Origin of the sequence: Haloferax sulfurifontis ATCC BAA-897, from assembly GCF_000337835.1 — an archaeon.
In the GTDB taxonomy this organism is placed as follows: domain Archaea; phylum Halobacteriota; class Halobacteria; order Halobacteriales; family Haloferacaceae; genus Haloferax; species Haloferax denitrificans.
On the sequence record NZ_AOLM01000004.1, the window covers coordinates 106,777 to 124,337 of the forward strand.

18 protein-coding genes are annotated in these 17,561 nt (G+C 69.0%); 9 read left to right on the forward strand and 9 right to left on the reverse strand.

Annotated features, from left to right (window positions below):
• Window positions 1–163 precede the first annotated feature (163 nt).
• The gene (gene fba / locus C441_RS02875) at window positions 164–1,156 is read left to right on the forward strand and encodes a class II fructose-bisphosphate aldolase (RefSeq protein WP_007273702.1); all 993 of its coding nucleotides are present in this window, start codon (window positions 164–166) and stop codon (window positions 1,154–1,156) included.
• Window positions 1,157–1,359: 203 nt separating this feature from the next.
• The gene (locus C441_RS19795) at window positions 1,360–1,509 is read left to right on the forward strand and encodes a DUF7557 family protein (RefSeq protein ID WP_004970780.1); all 150 of its coding nucleotides are present in this window, start codon (window positions 1,360–1,362) and stop codon (window positions 1,507–1,509) included.
• A 37-nt stretch (window positions 1,510–1,546) separates the two neighbouring features.
• Here the strand turns inward: C441_RS19795 and C441_RS02880 are convergent, their stop codons facing one another.
• A complete protein-coding gene (locus C441_RS02880; protein ID WP_007273703.1) occupies window positions 1,547–1,990 on the reverse strand; it encodes a DUF5799 family protein in 444 nt (147 codons plus the stop codon).
• Between the two features lie 138 nt (window positions 1,991–2,128).
• Between C441_RS02880 and C441_RS02885 the strand changes: the two genes are divergently transcribed.
• Complete coding sequence (locus tag C441_RS02885; protein ID WP_007273704.1) at window positions 2,129–3,349, forward strand: HAD family hydrolase; 1,221 nt, start codon at window positions 2,129–2,131, stop codon at window positions 3,347–3,349.
• Between the two features lie 75 nt (window positions 3,350–3,424).
• Here the strand turns inward: C441_RS02885 and C441_RS02890 are convergent, their stop codons facing one another.
• Complete coding sequence (locus C441_RS02890) at window positions 3,425–4,096, reverse strand: hypothetical protein (protein ID WP_007273705.1); 672 nt, start codon at window positions 4,094–4,096, stop codon at window positions 3,425–3,427.
• Between the two features lie 402 nt (window positions 4,097–4,498).
• Here C441_RS02890 and C441_RS02895 point away from each other — a divergent pair, with 402 nt between their 5' ends.
• Window positions 4,499–4,945: a luciferase domain-containing protein gene (locus C441_RS02895; RefSeq protein WP_007273706.1), complete on the forward strand. Its 447-nt coding sequence runs from the start codon at window positions 4,499–4,501 to the stop codon at window positions 4,943–4,945.
• Between the two features lie 83 nt (window positions 4,946–5,028).
• Window positions 5,029–6,267 (forward strand): mandelate racemase/muconate lactonizing enzyme family protein, encoded by a 1,239-nt coding sequence (locus tag C441_RS02900; protein ID WP_007273707.1) that lies wholly within the window; start codon window positions 5,029–5,031, stop codon window positions 6,265–6,267.
• Between the two features lie 183 nt (window positions 6,268–6,450).
• On the opposite strand, the gene galK is transcribed toward C441_RS02900, so the two are convergent.
• The 3 genes from galK to C441_RS02915 all read right to left on the reverse strand — a co-directional run bounded on the left by galK (window position 6,451) and on the right by C441_RS02915 (window position 8,996).
• Window positions 6,451–7,683, reverse strand: a complete 1,233-nt coding sequence (galK, locus tag C441_RS02905; RefSeq protein ID WP_007273708.1) for a galactokinase — start codon at window positions 7,681–7,683, stop codon at window positions 6,451–6,453.
• Window positions 7,680–8,270 (reverse strand): MOSC domain-containing protein, encoded by a 591-nt coding sequence (locus tag C441_RS02910; protein WP_007273709.1) that lies wholly within the window; start codon window positions 8,268–8,270, stop codon window positions 7,680–7,682. Before C441_RS02910 ends, galK begins: the two co-directional genes overlap by 4 nt.
• A gap of 90 nt (window positions 8,271–8,360) precedes the next feature.
• Window positions 8,361–8,996 (reverse strand): hypothetical protein, encoded by a 636-nt coding sequence (locus tag C441_RS02915; protein ID WP_007273710.1) that lies wholly within the window; start codon window positions 8,994–8,996, stop codon window positions 8,361–8,363.
• Window positions 8,997–9,133: 137 nt separating this feature from the next.
• Between C441_RS02915 and C441_RS02920 the strand changes: the two genes are divergently transcribed.
• Window positions 9,134–10,885, forward strand: coding sequence for a globin-coupled sensor protein (locus C441_RS02920; protein ID WP_007273711.1), 1,752 nt, complete (start codon window positions 9,134–9,136; stop codon window positions 10,883–10,885).
• Between the two features lie 65 nt (window positions 10,886–10,950).
• Complete coding sequence (locus C441_RS02925) at window positions 10,951–12,093, forward strand: MBL fold metallo-hydrolase (protein ID WP_007273712.1); 1,143 nt, start codon at window positions 10,951–10,953, stop codon at window positions 12,091–12,093.
• Window positions 12,094–12,213: 120 nt separating this feature from the next.
• On the opposite strand, the gene C441_RS02930 is transcribed toward C441_RS02925, so the two are convergent.
• The 3 genes from C441_RS02930 to C441_RS02940 form a co-directional block, all read right to left on the reverse strand.
• Window positions 12,214–12,540: a 2Fe-2S iron-sulfur cluster-binding protein gene (locus C441_RS02930; RefSeq protein WP_004969999.1), complete on the reverse strand. Its 327-nt coding sequence runs from the start codon at window positions 12,538–12,540 to the stop codon at window positions 12,214–12,216.
• 85 nt (window positions 12,541–12,625) lie between these two features.
• On the reverse strand, window positions 12,626–13,114 hold the full coding sequence (locus tag C441_RS02935) for a universal stress protein (RefSeq protein ID WP_007273713.1): 489 nt from the start codon (window positions 13,112–13,114) through the stop codon (window positions 12,626–12,628).
• A gap of 34 nt (window positions 13,115–13,148) precedes the next feature.
• The gene (locus C441_RS02940) at window positions 13,149–13,436 is read right to left on the reverse strand and encodes a hypothetical protein (protein ID WP_007273714.1); all 288 of its coding nucleotides are present in this window, start codon (window positions 13,434–13,436) and stop codon (window positions 13,149–13,151) included.
• Between the two features lie 103 nt (window positions 13,437–13,539).
• On the opposite strand from C441_RS02940, the gene C441_RS02945 reads away from it, so the two are divergent.
• Window positions 13,540–15,183: a flippase activity-associated protein Agl23 gene (locus C441_RS02945; protein WP_007273715.1), complete on the forward strand. Its 1,644-nt coding sequence runs from the start codon at window positions 13,540–13,542 to the stop codon at window positions 15,181–15,183.
• 69 nt (window positions 15,184–15,252) lie between these two features.
• On the opposite strand, the gene C441_RS02950 is transcribed toward C441_RS02945, so the two are convergent.
• Window positions 15,253–16,206, reverse strand: a complete 954-nt coding sequence (locus tag C441_RS02950) for a transcription initiation factor IIB (protein WP_004043457.1) — start codon at window positions 16,204–16,206, stop codon at window positions 15,253–15,255.
• A gap of 141 nt (window positions 16,207–16,347) precedes the next feature.
• On the opposite strand from C441_RS02950, the gene C441_RS02955 reads away from it, so the two are divergent.
• The gene (locus C441_RS02955) at window positions 16,348–17,331 is read left to right on the forward strand and encodes a lamin tail domain-containing protein (protein WP_007273716.1); all 984 of its coding nucleotides are present in this window, start codon (window positions 16,348–16,350) and stop codon (window positions 17,329–17,331) included.
• Window positions 17,332–17,561 lie beyond the last annotated feature (230 nt).

Consider the following 17,561-nt stretch of genomic DNA (forward strand, 5'->3'; position numbering starts at 1 on the left):
CCCGCCGACGGTTTCTCGTTTTTCCCCCGCCCGTCAGCGGCGGCGCTCCATCCCCCGATGAAAATTAACTCGAACGTGAACAAACGAAAACGTGCAGAATCGAAACTCACTTCCCATACATTATTAGTCTCGCAGTCGTTGACGAAACCGAGGTGAACGCATAATGCCGTTCTACGGCGGGGAGGAACTCGCCACAGTGTACGACGAGGCGCTCGACGAAGGATTCGGCCTCATCGCGAGTAACATCGCGGAGCCGAACATTATGATGGGTCTCATGGAGGGAGCCGACCGGATGGACTCGGACCTCCTGTTGCAGATGAGCGGCGGGGCCTGTCGGTTCGCGGGCGACGGCGACGCCGTCGCGGGCCTGAAAGCCATGGGGAACTACATCGAGACCATCGCCGAGCGGTACGACATCGGCGTCTTCCTCAACATGGACCACCAGACGGACCTCGAGTTCATCGAGAAACAGATCGAACTCGACATCCCGTCGTCCATCATGATCGACGCCTCCCACGAGCCGTTCGACGAGAACGTCGCGACGAGCCGCGAGGTCGTCGAGATGGTCGACGCCGCGGACTCCGACGTCCTCATCGAGGCCGAACTCGGCCAGATAAAGGGCGTCGAAGACGAAATCGAGGCCGAAGAGGCGTTCTACACGGACCCCGAGCAGGCCGTCGAGTTCGTCGAGAAGACGGGCGCGGACCTGCTCGCCATCTCCGTCGGCACGCAACACGGCGTCGCCAAGGGCAAGGACCTCGAACTCCGCCCGGACCTCGCCAACGACATCCGGCAGGCCCTGCGCGACCACGGCCTCGACACGCCGCTCGTCCTCCACGGCTCCTCGGGCGTCCAGCCCGACCAACTGCAGGAGATGCTCAAACACGGCATCTGCAAGGTCAACAAGGACACCCGCTACCAGTACGAGTACACGCGCACCGCCTACGACCGCTACACCGAGGAACCGAACGCCATCGTCCCGCCCGAGGGCGTCGCGGACGCCCGCGACACGTTCTTCAACGAGACCGACTGGTCGCCGAACAAGGACGTGTTCGACCCCCGCGTCGCCGGCCGCGACATCCGCGAGCGCATCGCCGACGTGCACGCCGACCTGACCGAGGTCTCCGGTAGCGCCGGCCAGTCGCTGTTCAAGTAACGCCGCGCGGGCGGTGGCACGTTCACCGTCGAGCGCTCGTCGCGTCCGCACTCGGACCGACACCGGCCGTCGTCTCCACCCGGCACACCGCCGGTTTTTCGTTTCGATACGTGTCCCGCCCAGCGGCGGCGCTCTCGGTGCTCGGTGGCAGTCGAATCCGCCGCCCCACGTCGCTTAAGGTGTCACGCGGCGTGGGTGTAGGTATGCCGCAGATTCACCTCGACGACGAGACGGTCGCCCGACTCGACGCGCTCCGCGAGGAAGACGAGGAGTACGACGAACTTATCAACGAACTGATGAACATCTACGAGGCGAGCGAGCGAACGCTGTTCCACGCCGGCGACGAGTACTGAGACGCCGGGCGCGAACGCAACCGCCGGAACGCCCCGGCTATTCGAGGTAGCTGACCCGGACCTGATTCCACTTGCCCTTCTTTTCGAGGTGGTCTTGGAGTTCGTCGGCGTACGCCTGCGTGAGTCGCTCTGCGGCCTCCAGTTTCTCCTGTTCGCCCTTCTTTCCGCCGCCGCTCATCCCGAGTGCGCCCTTGATGGAGTCGACGATGCCGCCGGCGGACGAGGAGTCGTCTCCGCCGCCGCCCATCCCGCCCATCTGACTGCGGATGTTGTCGAGTTCGGGGATAATCTGCGGGACCTTCTCCGTGTCGGCGACGATGCGCGCCGCCTCGGGGTCGTCCGCGTTCTCGATTTCGAACTCGGTCGCCGTCATGATGAGACCCCACTCCTGACTGTTGAACCGGGAGTTCATCACCTGCTCGTTGAACTCGCGGTCCACCGTCATCCGGTCGCCGACGATGCTGTCGGTCCAGTGTGCCATGTGCACACGTCGTCGGCGGGTCGGTATCAGAGTTGCGGGGCCGACCGACCGTCGGCGGCGCGTCTCTCCGCCGGCGAGACGCCGCGGGGGAACCGGCACCCATGCGGGTTTAATGCGGTTGGGTGACGACCCCGAGTCATGGAGCGGTACGACCTCCTGTACAGACTGTACGGGAACTTCGACGCGGACGCGGTCCGGGACGCACAGGACTTCGTCGACCTCTTGCCGCCGCTCGGCTCGCCGGTGGCGCTGTCGCACTGGCAGGCGGTCGACGACGAACTCACGGCGAAGAAAGACCGCATTCGCCGCGCGCTTTCGGACGGCGACCGCTACGCCGAACTCGCCGCGCGCGCGACGCGTGACCAGGCCTTCACGGCCCTCGACCTCTACACGAAGTACGGGCGAGAAGTGAACGCGCTCGTCCTCGACGTGGACGAGACGCTTCGCTCCGCGGGGCAGACGGACAACGAGATTCCTCGCGAGGTGCTCCACCTCCTCACCCGGTTCCACGAGCGGGACGTTCCCATCGTCATCTGCACCGGCCAGACCTTAGAGAACGTCAAGGGGTTCGCCATTCAGGGGCTGGGCAACGAACTCGTTCACTCGGGTGACGTGAGCATCGTCTACGAGGCCGGCACCGGCGTCTTCACGCCCGGTCACGGCTCGGACACGAAGCGCCTCCTCTACGAGACGCTCGACGACTCGGTGCAGTCGGTGTTCGAGTCGGTCCGCGGGCGCGTCATCCGCGACCTCCCCGACGCGCTCCGCGGTGGCGTTCACCTGCAGGGCAACGAGTTCAACGTCACGCTCAAACCGAACTTCGAGACCGGGAGCGACGACGCCGAGGCGGTCATCGACGGCGCGCTCGTCTACCTGCTTGACCTCCTCGGCGAGGCGCTCACCGACGACCCCGCCGGCCCCGACTGGGCGCGGGCGTACTTCGCGGCGCGCGACCCGGAGATACGCGACGTGCTCGACGACCGCGACGGGCTTCCCGAGTCGGAGGCGGAGATTCCCGAGGACGTCGAACGGACCCTCGAACGCGTGACGGTCGCGTACTACCACGCCGACGCCGCGGAACTCTCCGCGGTGGACCTGAACAAGGCGGCGGGGGTCCGCGCCGCGCTCGACGTGCTCGGGGTGGACGACCCGTTCGTCCTCGTGATGGGCGATTCGAAGTCCGACCTCGACGTGATGCAGTGGGCCGCGGAAAACGAGTGCGGGCTCGCGGCGGCTCCGGAACACTCCTCGCCGGGCGTGCTCGACCACGTCCGCGAGACCGACGAACTGGTGTTTCCCCGCGGCGATGCCGCGTCGGTGCTCCGGACGGCCTACGCCCTCAATCTCTTGGTCGACTGAGCGGGCCGCGTCGTCGCGGTGCCCGGTCGCTACAGCTGAGCAAGGCGAGTGTTTCGGGGGTGACTCCGAGGCGGCTCAGACCGTGCACATCCCGATGTCGTCACCCGAGTCGTCGCCGGTGTCGTCGGTGTTCGAGTCGTCCGAAGACGAGTCATCGGTGCTGTCGTCGGTCGAGTCGTCTGCACTATCGTCGGTCGAGTCGTCTGCACTATCGTCGGTCGAGTCGCCCGCGCTGTCGTCGGTCGAATCGTCCGAAGACGAGTCGTCCGCGCTGTTGTCAGTCGAGGAGTCGTCACTCGAATCATCTGAAGACGAGTCGTCCGCGCTGTTGTCAGTCGAGGAGTCGTCACTCGAATCGTCCGAAGACGAGTCGTCGTCATTGTAGTTCGAGACGCCGACCGGGCTCCCGCGCGGTCTGGTCGTCCTCGTCGCCGAGTCGGTGTCGTTGTCGCCGGTCTCGACCGTCTCGAACGTCCCGCTCTCGCTTTCGCTCTCGTTTGCGGTGCCGTCGTCGCCCGAGTCGTCGGCCCCGTCGTCGCCGGCGACGACGGGTTCGGCTTCGATTCCGGGGTCGGGGTCCTCGGGCGGCGCGTCGTCCGCGTCGGGGCCGGCCACGTCGGCGCCGATGCTTCTGTCGGCGTCGTCGACCGGCGCGGGCGTCTCGGGCGTATTCACGCCGCCGGAGAGGAGCGCGAACGCGACGATGATGAGGACGACGACGCCGACGCCGAGCTGGCCGAGATTCATCGCCTGACCTCCCGGTGGTCGGAGTCGGTTCTCGGGGTTGGTACATCGGTGGGGGTCAGAGACATGGTTCGACCTGTTATTTGCGTTCCGAGGGCTTCGTTACGAATCGTCTACCGCTCGGCGTCGCGCTCCGAAATTTCCCCGGTAGAGAGCGCCCCGGACCGCGGAGGAACTGCTCGAATCCATCACCGGATGCGAACATTCGCGTTCCTAACCCATGTTAATCCGCGAATACCACGCCAATCTGAGGGTCTATTTTCGACGGACACTCACCGTGAACAGAATGTCCGGAAATCCTGTGGTTATCGTCGGGCTACGTGGTGTCGAACTCGGGTCGAAAGACGCCGCGTCTCGGGGCCTCCGGCTCTGTAGTTATCTTCTCGGAGCGCGTACAGTCACTGAATGACCGCCTCCATCGACAGAATCATCTCGCGCGTCTCGCGCTGGCCCGGCGTCGAGACAGCGCCGCACCGCTTCGGAGGGACCGAGTTCGTCGTCGCCGGCAGGGAAATCGCCCACGTCCACGACGCCGGCGTCGTCGACCTCGCGCTCACGAGGCGCGTCCGCGACGTGCTTCTCACCGACGGGCTCGCGGACCCGCACCACGTCCTGCCCGACTCCGCGTGGGTGACCTACCGCGTCAGAAGCGGTGCCGACGTCCCCGACGCGATGCGTCTGCTCAGACTCGCGTATCTCTGGCGGCTCCTCGCGGTCCGCCGCCGCGGAATCGACCCCGACCCCGAGGCGGACCCCGACACCGACCTCCGCCGCCTCGGTCTCCCCGCCGACCTCGACGCGCTCGTCCGCGAGACGTTCCGCGACTCCCTCGACCGACGCGCGCCGGTCTGACTTCGCTCCCGGTCCCCCGAGTCCCGAGCGGAGACATGTCTCGGTCGGAAAAACTTTACTAACGTCCGAGTAAACCACTCTGCATGGGTAAGAACTACGCGGATTTACACGATCCGAACGCGGAGTACACGATGCGAGAGCTGTCGGCGGAGACGATGGGCGTGACGGCCAAGCGCGGCGGCGGCCGCGACGTCGAAATCACCGACGTGCAGACGACGATGATCGACGGCAACTTCCCGTGGACGCTCGTCCGCATCTACACCGACGCGGGCGTCGTCGGCACCGGCGAGGCCTACTGGGGCGCGGGCGTTCCCGAACTCATCGAGCGCATGAAGCCGTTCGTCATCGGCGAGAACCCCCTCGACATCGACCGCCTGTACGAGCATCTCATCCAAAAGATGTCCGGTGAGGGCTCCGTCGAGGGCGTCACGGTCACCGCCATCGCGGGCATCGAAATCGCGCTTCACGACCTCGCGGGCAAGATTCTCGACATCCCGGCCTACCAGCTTCTCGGCGGGAAGTACCGCGACAAGGTGCGAGTCTACTGCGACTGCCACACCGAAGAGGAGGCCGACCCCGAGGCGTGCGCCGACGAGGCAGAGCGCGTGGTCGACGAACTCGGCTACGACGCCCTCAAATTCGACCTCGACGTGCCGTCGGGCTTCGAGAAGGACCGCGCGAACCGCCACCTGCGGCCCGGCGAGATTCGGCACAAGGCCGAAATCGTCGAGAAGGTGACAGAGCGCGTCAAGGACAAGGCGGACGTGGCGTTCGACTGCCACTGGACGTTCTCGGGCGGGAGCGCAAAGCGCCTTGCGGCCGAGTTGGAAGACTACGACGTGTGGTGGCTCGAAGACCCCGTGCCGCCGGAGAACCTCGAGGTGCAGGAAGAGGTCACGAAGTCGACGCTCACGCCCATCACGGTCGGCGAGAACCGCTACCGCGTGACGGAGCTTCGCCGGCTCATCGAGAATCAGGCCGTGGACATCGTCGCGCCGGACATGCCGAAGGTCGGTGGGATGCGCGAGACGCAGAAGATCGCGGACGTGGCGAACCAGTACTACGTGCCGGTCGCGATGCACAACGTGTCGTCGCCGGTGGCGACGATGGCGTCGGCGCACGTCGGGACGGCGATTCCGAACTCGCTGGCGGTCGAATACCACTCCTACGAGCTGGGCTGGTGGGGCGACCTCGTCGAGGAGACGGTCATCGAGGACGGCTACATCGAGATTCCGGAGAAGCCGGGCCTCGGCGTGACGCTGGACATGGACACCGTCGAAGAACACATGGTCGACGGCGAGACGCTGTTTGACGAGGCGTAAGCCGAAGTCAAATCAGTCGGGCTTCGCTCGACGCGATTCGACGAGTCGTAAGCTTCGGCGAACCGGTGAATCTCTGATTCGCCTCGTCCGACGAGGCGTAAGCCGAACCGAAACCACAGCAGGACTCACGGACCCGCGTTTCCATTTTTCCGACCTCGCACGCGGAGCCGTCGGCTCGTCTCCTCACCTCTCGTCGACCAGTCGAACGCCGGCGGAGGGACGGCAGGCGAACACGTCGGCGTCGGGGCCGACGCGCTCGGGGGCGGCGGCTCGAATCGCGCGCGCGGCTTGGTCGAGCGCGTCGCCGTCGACTAACGCGACCGCGCTTCCGCCGAAGCCGCCGCCGGTCATCCGCGCGCCGTAGACGCCCGGCGTCTCGGCGGCGAGTTCGACCGCCGCGTCGAGCTCCGGACAGCTCACCTCGTAGTCGTCGCGCAGGCTGTCGTGGGCCGCGAGCATCGCGTCGCCGACGCGGTCGAGGTCGCCAGCGACGAGCGCGTCGCGGGCGCGTCGGACGCGCTCGTTTTCCGTCACGACGTGCCGAACGCGGCGGTAGTGAACCGGGTCCAGCGCGTCTGCGTGGGCGTCGAGGAGGGCGCGGTCCACGTCGCGCAGGGAGTCGAGGTCGCGGTCGGCGCGCTCGCGCAGGCGGTCGAGCGCCGCCTCGCACTCGCGGACGCGGTCGTTGTAGCCCGATTCGGTCAGTTCGTGGGAGACGCCGGTGTCGATGACGAGCACGCCGACGCCGTCGCCGAGGGGGACCGACTCGGTCTCGCGGCTCCGGCAGTCGAGAAAGAGCGCCGAGTCGGCCTCGCACAGCGCGGCCGAAAACTGGTCGAGGATGCCGCACTCGACGCCGACGCCCTCGCGTTCGGCCCGCCAGCACGCCAGCGCGAGGTCGGCGGCGGGGCGGTCGCGCCCGGCGACCGCAAGGAGCGCGCGACCGACGGAGAGTTCGAGCGCGGCCGACGAGGAGAGTCCCGCGCCCGTGGGCACGTCGGATGCGATGGCGAGGTCCGCGCCGCCGATTGGGTCGTCCTCGCGGAGGACGCGCGCGACCGCGGCGACGTAGGCCGCCCACCCGTCGGGGTCGTCGTCGGGGGCGAGCTCGGCCGTCTCGTCGAAGTCGGCGGCGCGGACGCGGAGTCTGTCGTCGCTTCTCGGGCGGGCCGCGACCGCGACGTGGCGGTCGACGGCCATCGGGAGGCAGAGGCCGTCGTTGTAGTCGGTGTGGCCGCCGACGAGGTTCACGCGGCCGGGAGCGACGGCGACCGCCGGGGCCGTGCTCGCAGGTGCGTCTGCGGTCGACGCCGAGCTGTCGCCCTCGACCCGGAGCGACGCGAGCGCGGCGTGCGCGCGCTCCACCGGGGTCGAGGCCGTCGGGGCCACGTCGTCGGTATCGTCTCCCCCGGTCATTCGTGGCCGCTCCCGTGCGGTTCCTCGTCGCTCGCCGCGGCGTCGTCGCCGTCGCCCGCAACCGCGTCGCCGCCGAGTCGCCGGGCTATCTGCCGGCCCAGTTCGCGCGGGTTCGCTTCGGTCACGCGGAGGTCGTCGCCGACCGCGACCCGGCCGGGCGCGAGCACGCCCGCGCAGATGCCGCCGCGGGACTCGCGGAGCGCGTCGCCCACGTCGTCGTCGCCGACGAGGTCCGCGAGGTGCGCGCAGGGCGGCCTGAGCTTCGTGCCGCGAAGTTCGGCCCCGCCGAGTTCGAACGTCGCGTCGAGCAGACCGGCGAAGTCGACGCCGCGGACGACGACGTTCCGGCGGTGCCGGCCGCCAGCGAGGTCGAGGTCGTACTCGCGCGCCGCGTCGTCCAGCACCGCGGCGTCGACGAGCGTCACCGGACAGCCGTCGGTCGCCGAGTAGAAGCCGTCGCCGTCGGCGTAGCGGTCGCCCTCGATGCCGCCCGGCGCGACCGAGACGGCCTCGTGGGAGGCCATCGGTTCGGCCTTCGACGGCGCGGTGTACAGCGCCTCGACGCGCCCGCGAACCTCGGAAGTCATACCTCCGGCTACCACTCGGGGACACGAATAGATTGGGTCGGCGGCGCGGGGCTGGGCAGTGCGGGGCGGGCCGGTCGTCGCGGCGGCGACTCAGCAGAGCGGCTTCGGGTCGACGCCGAGTTCGGCGAGGCCGTCGGCGTAGTCGTCGTACGCCAGTTGGACGACGTACTCTGCGACCATCCGGGCGCGCTCCCAGTCGGCGTCGGTCGCACAGCGGTCGTCGAGGAGGTCGAGACCGGCCGACAGCGTCTCTTCGGTCTCGGCTTTCAACTCGCGGAAGAGGTCGGCGCGGGGCTCGTCGGCCTCGTTGACGAAGAAGCCGATGACCTGCGTGTGGGTCCGAACCGAGACGAGGCCGCGGCCGACCATCCCGGCGGCGGCGCGCTCGATAGCGACCTCGCGCCCGCGGAGGTACGCGTGCATCACGCCGGGTTCGTCGGGAAGGTCGATGTCCTCGCCGAGGGCGTCGAGGACGCGGTCGAGATGTTCGGCCTCTCGGGTCGCGGTGGCCTCGAAGGCGGCTCTCGCTTCGGCGTCGGCCTCGTCTGCGGCCCACGCCGCGAACGTCCCGCGGGCCGCGTGCTCGGAGTACGCGGCGGCGCGGAGCACCGCCGGTTCGGAGAGGTCCGCCTCGGTCAGCGCCAACAGGAGCTTCGACGAGCCGAGCCGGTCGAGTTGGGTTCGCTTCGCCGTCTCGACTGACTCGCGGAACGAATCGGCGTCCATGCCGGATATCGGCTCGCCAGTCACCTGAACGTTCGGACCGGTCGGCGAATGTGGGATTCTCACGGCAATCAATCCCGGTATCATTCGTGATATTCCGCGGAGAGGGTTGAAATACCGGTGTCCGTTGAAGAAAGTATATGGCAGACTCCTCGGGGCAAGTCGACGCCGGCGCGCGAGCGCGCGTCGACGGAGACGCACTTCTCTCGCAGTTGGATATCGATGCGGCGGAAATCGACCGACGGAAATCGTTCGTTCGGCTCTCGGAGGGAGACGAACGTCGCCTGCGCGACCTCGAACCGCTCTTGGACGAGTTTGCGGACGAGTTCGCGGCGGAGTTCTACGACCACCTCGGCGAGCACGCGACGGGGAAGTTCTTCGGTCGCTCGACGAAGACGACCGAGATGTTACAGGCCGACCAGGCCACGTATCTCCGCGAACTCGGCCGCGGCGAGTACGACGGGGACTACTTCGCCAAGCGGGCGCGCATCGGGAAGTTACACGATATGATAGACCTCGGGCCGAAGTTCTACCTCGGCGCGTACTCGGTCTACTACGAGGGCATTCTCGGTGCCGTCGCGGACGAGGTGAAAGCCGAGTTCACCGGCGGCGACACGGCCGGGAGCGATGCCGACACCGAGTTCGACGCCGACGGCAACCGTGGCGGCCTCTTTTCGGGACTTCTCGGCGGCGTGTCCGGCGTTTCGGGCGGGCTCGGCGGCGGCGACGACCGGGTCGAAGCCGCCGTCGACGAGGTCGTCGCGCGCGTCCTCCCCGTGTTGAAGCTCCTGTCTCTCGACCAGCAGGTGGCGATGGAGACGTACATCCACTCGTACAGTCAGGCGGCGCGCGAGGCCGCCGAGCGTCGGCGCGCCCTCGCCAACGAGGTCGAAGCCGACGTGAGCGCCCCCGTCGAGTCGCTCCTGCGGAGCTCCGAGGAGGTCACGGAGCGAACCGACGACATCGAGGCCACGGCGCAGGCGCAGGCCGACGACATGGCGACCGTCGCCGCCGAGGTGTCCGAGATGAGCGCGACCGTCGAGGAGATCGCGGCGACCGCAGAGGAGGTTGAGCGGACCAGCGCCGACGCCGCCATGCGCGCCGCCGAGGGCGAGGACGCGGCCGACGAGGCCATCGACGTGATGCGCGACGTGAGCGAGGCCGCGGAGACGGCCTCCGAGGACGTCCAGCGACTCCACGACCAGATCGCGGAGATAGACGAGGTGCTCGACGCCATCAACGACATCGCCGAACAGACGAACCTGCTCGCGCTCAACGCCTCCATCGAGGCCGCCCGCGCCGGCGACGCGGGCGAGGGATTCGCCGTCGTCGCCAGCGAGGTGAAGAACCTCGCCGAGGAGTCGCAGGCCCGCGCCGCCGAGGTCGAAGGCACGGTGGGACACATCCAGACCGAGGCGCAGGAGACCATCGACAGCCTCTCGCAGACGACCGGGCGACTGTACGACGGCATCGACCGCGGGGAAGACGTGATGCGGAGCCTCTCCGACATCTCGGCCGCGGTCGAACAGGCCACCGTCGGCGTCGGCGAAGTCGCCTCGGCGACCGACGACCAGGCCGCGAGCGCCGAGCAGGTCGCCGGCATGGTCGACGACGCGACCGCCCGCGCGACCACCGTGTCGGACCAAATCGGCGATATCGCAGACGCCAACCGCTCGCAGACCGAGCAGGTGCTCTCGATTCGCGACGCGGCCGACCGCCTCGGCGGCGGCGAGACGGGCGGCGTTGACGGGTCGAACGCCTCACCGGAACCGGGCTCCGACGCCCCGTCCGCCGGTGGGGTCGACGGCCCGCCGGGCGACGTCGTCGACGAGTTCGACTTCGACGAACCGCCGTCGCGCCGTCTCAGTAACGACGGCGGAACGACCGAGTAGCGAACGCTCCGCTCTCTTTTCGGCCCGCGGAGCGTTCTTCCGACCGGCGCGCGTATCGTGTGCGTATGACTCCCGAGGAACTGGCGGCCCGACTCGCCCGCGGCGACCCCACGACGGTGCTCGACGTGCGCGACCGCGACGAGTTCGAAGCGTGGCGCGTCGACGGCGCGGCCGTGACCGCGACGCAGATTCCGGCGATTCGCTTCACGCAGGCCGAGATTCGCGGCACGGTCGACGAACTCGCGGCGGAGTTCCGAGGCGCGCCCTCGCCGGTGGTCGTCGTCTGCGCGGAGGGTCGGTCGAGCGCGCACGTCGCGGACTTGCTCTCCGCGGCCGGCGTCCCCGCCGAGAACCTCGAAACCGGCATGGACGGCTGGGCGCGCGTCTACCGCGCCCGCGAACTCTCGGTCGGGAACGCGGACGCGACGGTCCTCCAGTACGACCGCCCCTCCAGCGGCTGTCTCGCCTATCTGGTCGTCGGCGGCGACGAGGCCGTGGTCATCGACCCCCTTCGGGCGTTCGCGGACCGATACGTCGCAGACGCCCGCGAGCGCGGCGCGGACGTCGTCGCCGCCGTCGACACCCACGTCCACGCCGACCACGTCAGCGGCGTCAGAGCGGTCGCAGAGCGCGCTGACGCGACCGCCGTCCTCCCGGCGGGCGCGACCGACCGCGGCCTCGACTTCGACGCGCGACTCGTCGCGGACGGCGAGCCCGTCGGCGTCGGCGACGCGGAACTCGTCGCCGTCCACGCGCCGGGACACACGACCGAGATGACCGCGTTCCGCCTCGGGGACCTGCTCGTTGCGGGCGACAGCCTCTTTTTGGAGAGCGTCGCCCGCCCGGACCTCGAAGACGGCGACGAGGGCGCGACCGACGCCGCGAGACGGCTTCACGCGACGCTCACGGAACGGTACGGCGAGTTCGCGGACGACACGCTGGTCGCGCCAGCCCACCGCGGCCCGCGGACGGTCCCCGACGGAGACGGCGCGTACGTCGCCGAACTCGGGGCGCTCCGGGAGCGACTCGGGGCGCTCGCGATGGACGAGGACGCGTTCGTCTCGTTCGTCTGCTCGGATATGCCGCCGCGGCCGGCCAACTACGAGCGAATCATCGAGACGAACCTCGGGCGCGACTCGCTGACCGACGAGGAGGCGTTCGACGTCGAGTTGGGACCGAACAACTGCGCGGCGACGAGCGAGGCGTGAGACGCGGTCCGCGGGCAGATTGCGAGCCGAGCGAGTACGTCGGACCGGCGCGTCGGCTCGGCGACTCGGTACGAAGCGGAGAACGCGGGCCGGCGGACCGGCCCCGGTGAGTACCCGTCGTCAGTCGTCGTCAGCGGCGGTGCCGGCGGCCGCGGCGTCGCCCTCGATGCTCGGCGGGTAGACGCCGCGGTCGAGTTTGAGGTCGCTCTGCGGGCGGGCCATGCAGGTGAGCGCGAAGCGCTCGGCCTCCTCGTCGGTCAGCCCGCGGGCGGCGGGCTGGGTGACGTCGCCTTCGAGAATCTCGGCGGAGCACGCGAGGCACATCCCGACGCGGCAGGAGTACTCCTGTGCGATGCCCTCCTCGATGCAGGCCTTGAGAATGGTCTGCTTGTCGGAGACGGTGATGGTCTCGCCCGTGCCGACGAACTCGACGGTGTACTCGGTCATACCGCGGCGTATGCGCGACCGCACCAAAACTGTTTATCAAAGCCGCGGCGACCCCGTCGCCGACCGCGACGACACGCGGTTCGGACTACTCCTCAGCCTCGGCGTCGGCGTCCGCGCTCTCGTCGGCGTCCGCCTCGTCTTCGTCTTCGTCGTCCAGTCGGATGGTGAGCACCGGCACCGGCGACGTGCGGACGACGCGCTCGGTGACGCTCCCGAGGAGGTAGTGGCTCAGGCCCGTGCGCCCGTGGGTGCCCATGACGACGAGGTCGATGTCGTGGTCGTCGATGTACTCCCGGATGGAGCGGTAGGCGGTCCCGGTGACGACCTCGGCCTGCACGTCGATGCCGGCCTCCTCGGCGGCCTCGCGGACGTGTCGGGTCGCGGCGTCGCCCTCCCGTTCGAGGGCGTCGATGACCACGTCCGCGCCGGCGTCGAGCGAGGTGTAGATGCTGGTGTCGACGACGTACAGGGCGTGAATCCGCGCGTCGTACGTCTCCGCGATGTCGAGGGCGTGGTCGATGGCGCGTTCGGCGGCCTTGCTTCCGTCGGTGGGGACGAGGATTTCGCTGTACATGACGGATTATACTTAGTTCGGAACGCGGTTAATACTACTCCTCGTTCCCGTCGCCTCGGAACGACAGGACGGCTTCCTCGCACGTCTGCAGTCCGTCGATTCGCTCGGTCTCGCCGTCGAGTGCGACCGTCTCGACGACCGACCAGCCGGCGTCGTCCTCGTAGGCGACGCCTTTGACCCACGCGTCGGTGGCGAAAAGCAGGCTTCGGGCGGGGCCGTCGTCCTCGACGGCGACGACGAGGTCGAACGCGTCCGCGCGATTCAGCGACGTCAGCTCCTGCGGTTCGAGGGGCCGAGGGGGTAGCGACTCGATGAGCGACATATCGGAGTGCTACCGGTCGGCGGGGATGACGCTTTCGAAGGGGCGGGCCGGGGGGCCTCCGCGAGTCGTAACCTTTCTGCCGTCCGGCGCGTCACGTCACCTCATGACCCCCTCCCGCGCCGGACGGCGTCCCGACCGGACGGCGCTCGCCGTCGTCGCGCTCGCGGCCGCGGCGCTCGTCGTCCGCCTCGTCGGCCTCGGCGACCGGCCGCTCCACTGGGACGAGGCCCGCGTCGGCTACTGGAGCCTCCGGTCGCTCGAAACCGGCTTCCTCTCGTATCGCCCCGTCGCCGGCGGGCCGCTGGTCTACCACCTCTCGCGGCCGTCGCTCGCGCTCGTCGGCGCGACCGACTTCGCGCTCCGCCTCCCCTTTGCCCTGTTCGGCGCGGCGCTCCCGCTCGCCGCGCTCCTCTTCCGCGACCGCCTCGCCGACGACGAGACCCTCGGGTTCGCGGCCGTCCTCGCGGCGAATCCGATCCTCGTCTACTACGGGCGGTTCGCCCGCGGCGACGTGCTCGCGGTCGGCTTCGCGCTCGTCGCCTTCGGCTTCGCGCTCCGCCTCGTCGACGGCGCGGGGCGGCGCAACGCCTACGGACTCGCCGCGGCCGTCGCGCTCGCGGTCGCCTCGTCGGGGCTCGGCGTCGTCGCCCTCTGCTGTCTCGGCGTCGCCGGACTGCTGGTGTTCGACCACGCGGCGCTCCTCCCGTCGGCGCGCCCGGCCGCGATGCGCCTCGGCGAGTACGCCGCCCGACTCCGCGGCGCGGCGACCCCCGCGGCTCGCTCGGCCCTCGTCTTCGTCGCGGTCTACGTCTTCGCCTTCGCGCCGCGGGCGGGCGACACCGACGGCGCGGGTCTCTACACGCCGGGGACGGTGCTCGGCGCAATCGACGCGGCGCTGTTCGACTCGGTCCGTCGCTTCGTCGGCGTCCGCGTCGTCGACCGCTACCCCGAGGGGACCCACGAGTACCTCCCGTATCTCGGCGACCTCCTCGGAACGCTCGCGTTGGCGGCGCTCCCGGTCGTCGTCCTCGGTGCGGCGGTCTTCCTCGTCGACCGCTACACGGCCGGCGGGCCGCGCTCGGAGGTGTCGGCGGCGGTCTACTGGGCCGGCGCGTCGCTGGCGTTCGTCCCCATGCTGACCGAGGTGTCCGCGCCGTGGCTCGGCGTCTACGTCGTCGTCCCGCTCGCGCTCCCGGCGGGCGTCGGCCTCGCGGCGCTCGTCCGCTGGGGCCGTCGCGCCTTCTACTCACGGGACGCGCCCCGCGTCGCGGCCGCGGTCGTCGTCCTGCTCGCGCTCGTCGCCCAGACCGGCGCGGTGGCGTCGAGCGAGGTGTACGCCCCGAGCGACCGCGACGCCGAACTCGCGCAGTTCGCCCAGCCGTCGGAGGAGTTCTCGTCGTTCCGCGACAACCTCTCGGCGTGGGTCGGACCGACCGACGACGACGCCCCGGAGGTGCTCTACTACGGGAGTTCGATGTACGTCGCCGACGGCGCGGCCGACTACCCGCCGGTCCCCGAGGCGTGGGGCGAGCGGCTCCCGATGGCGTGGTACGTCGAGCGACTCGGGGCCGACTCGACATCGGCGGCGACGCCCGAGGCGCTCGAAGCCCGGTCGTCGGTTCCGCCGGTGGTCATCGCGCCCGCCGACGAGCGCGGGACGGTCGCGCCGCTCCTCGACGGCTACGTCGCACACCAGTACGACACCGGCCTCTGGGGGCGGTCGGTCGTGGTGTTCGTGAAAAACTGAAACTGCGCGTCTTCGACGGTCTCAATCGGTGACGGCGAGCCGGGTCCGGTCGGGTCTACGGGCCGACGCTCAGCGGAAACCCATCGCTTCGATCTGTTCTTGGTAGCGGTTTCGGATGGTGACCTCTGTCACCTGCGCCACGTCCGCGACCTCGCGCTGAGTCTTCTTCTCGTTGCAGAGAAGCGACGCGGCGTAGATGGCGGCGGCGGCGAAGCCGGTCGGCGACTTGCCCGACAGCAGGCCCTGCTCGGCGGACACGTCGATGATCTCGGTCGCCTTCGCCTGGACCTCCTCGGAGAGGTCGAGCGCGGAGGCGAACCGCGGGACGAACTGCTTGGGGTCGACGGGCTTGAGTTCGAGTCCGAGTTCCTGCGAGATGTAGCGGTACGTGCGGCCGATCTCCTTCTGCGGGACGCGCGACACCTCCGCGACCTCGTCGAGCGAGCGCGGGATGCCCTCCTGACGACACGCGGCGTACAGCGCCGACGTGGCGACGCCCTCGATGGAGCGGCCGCGAATCAGGTCCTCGTTGAGCGCGCGGCGATAGATGACCGACGCGACCTCGCGGACCGACCGCGGGACGCCGAGCGCCGAGGCCATGCGGTCGATTTCGCTGAGCGCGAACTGGAGGTTGCGCTCGCCGGCGTCCTTCGTCCGGATGCGCTCTTGCCACTTGCGCAGGCGGTGCATCTGCGAGCGTTTCTCGGACGAAAGCGAGCGGCCGTAGGCGTCCTTGTCCTTCCAGTCGATGGTCGTCGTCAGCCCCCGGTCGTGCATCGTTTCCGTGATGGGCGCACCGACGCGCGACTTCGACTGCCGCTCGGAGTGGTTGAACGCCCGCCACTCCGGGCCGCGGTCGATCTGTCGCTCGTCGAGGACGAGGCCGCAGTCGTCACACACCAACTCCCCCTGGTCTGCGTCCGTGACGATCTGGTCAGAACCGCACTCCGGGCAGTTGACTTGCTCGTCCTCTTGTGCCGTTGCCTCCTCCTCTCGTTGACGCTGCCGGCTCGGACGTTCCATTAAAAGGTTTCTGGTGGAGCGTGAATTTAAACCTTTGTAACAGAAATATGATACAGGCCGCTGTCTGGCGATTCGACGAGTTCGGATTCGGGCAACCCGGACGCACCTACTTATACGGTTCCCTGACAAACGGTGAATCGAATGGTCAGACGTGCTACCGCGACACTCGTTGTCGTCGCGCTCGCGGTCCTCGCGGGCTGTCTCGGCGGGGGCGGCGCGGACGCGACGACGACGGTCGAACCGACCGCGACAGCGGCGGCGTCGACGACGTCGCAGTCGGGGTCGCCGACGACCGCGGCCGCCCTGGGCGACGTGACAGTCGAGGTGGTCGAGGTGGTCGACGGTGATACCATCAAAGTCGTCATGCCGGACGGCGCGCGCGAGACGGTCCGCCTCCTCGGCGTCGACACCCCGGAGGTCCACGCCGAGAACACGCCCGACGAGTTCGAGGGGGTCCCCGAGACGGAGGCCGGACGGACCTGCCTCCGCGCGGCCGGCGAGAACGCGAGCGCCTACGCGAAGTCCCGGCTCGCCGACCGGACGGTCGAACTCCGGTACGACGAGAAGGCGGGCGAGCGCGGCTACTACGGGCGGCTCCTCGCGTACGTCGTCGTCGACGGCGCGGAGTTCAACTACGACCTCATCACCGAGGGCCACGCCCGGGTCTACGAGAGTTCGTTCGAGGAGCGCGAGCGCTACGAGCGCGCCGAACGCGACGCCAGAGAGCGCGGGGTCGGCCTCTGGTCCTGCGCGACCGAGGGCGCGGCCGCGGGGGGCGCGGACGCGACCACCGACGACGGCCTCTCCGTCTCGGTCGTCGCCGACGCGCCCGGCAACGACAACGACAACCTGAACGAGGAGTACGTCACGCTCCGGAACGACGGCGACGCGACACTCGACCTCTCGGGGTGGACCGTCTCCGACGCGGCGGGCGCGACCTACACGTTCGCCGGGGGGACCGAACTCGACCCCGGCGCGTCGCTGACGCTCCACACGGGGTCGGGAACCGACACCGACGAGGACGTCTACTGGGGTCGCGGCGGCGCGGTGTGGAACAACGGCGGCGACACGGTCACGATTCGGGACGCCGGGGGAACGGAGGTCCTCTCGTACACGTACGAGTAGCAGTGTTGTCCGAGTAGAACCTCGTCGGGACGAGCAGAATCGCTCGCGCGGGGTCGAGGGGAATGGGGGTGGAGCGTGCTCCCCCAACGGTGGTACGACACCTGTCAACATTAGTCTCTAGGTTGTCACGTTCGCGGAGATATCCGCGCGTCATCGGCGAATCTGCCTCTGCCTAATTACTACTGTGCATTTACAAAGATATATAAATAACTAGAGAAAATGTATGCGCA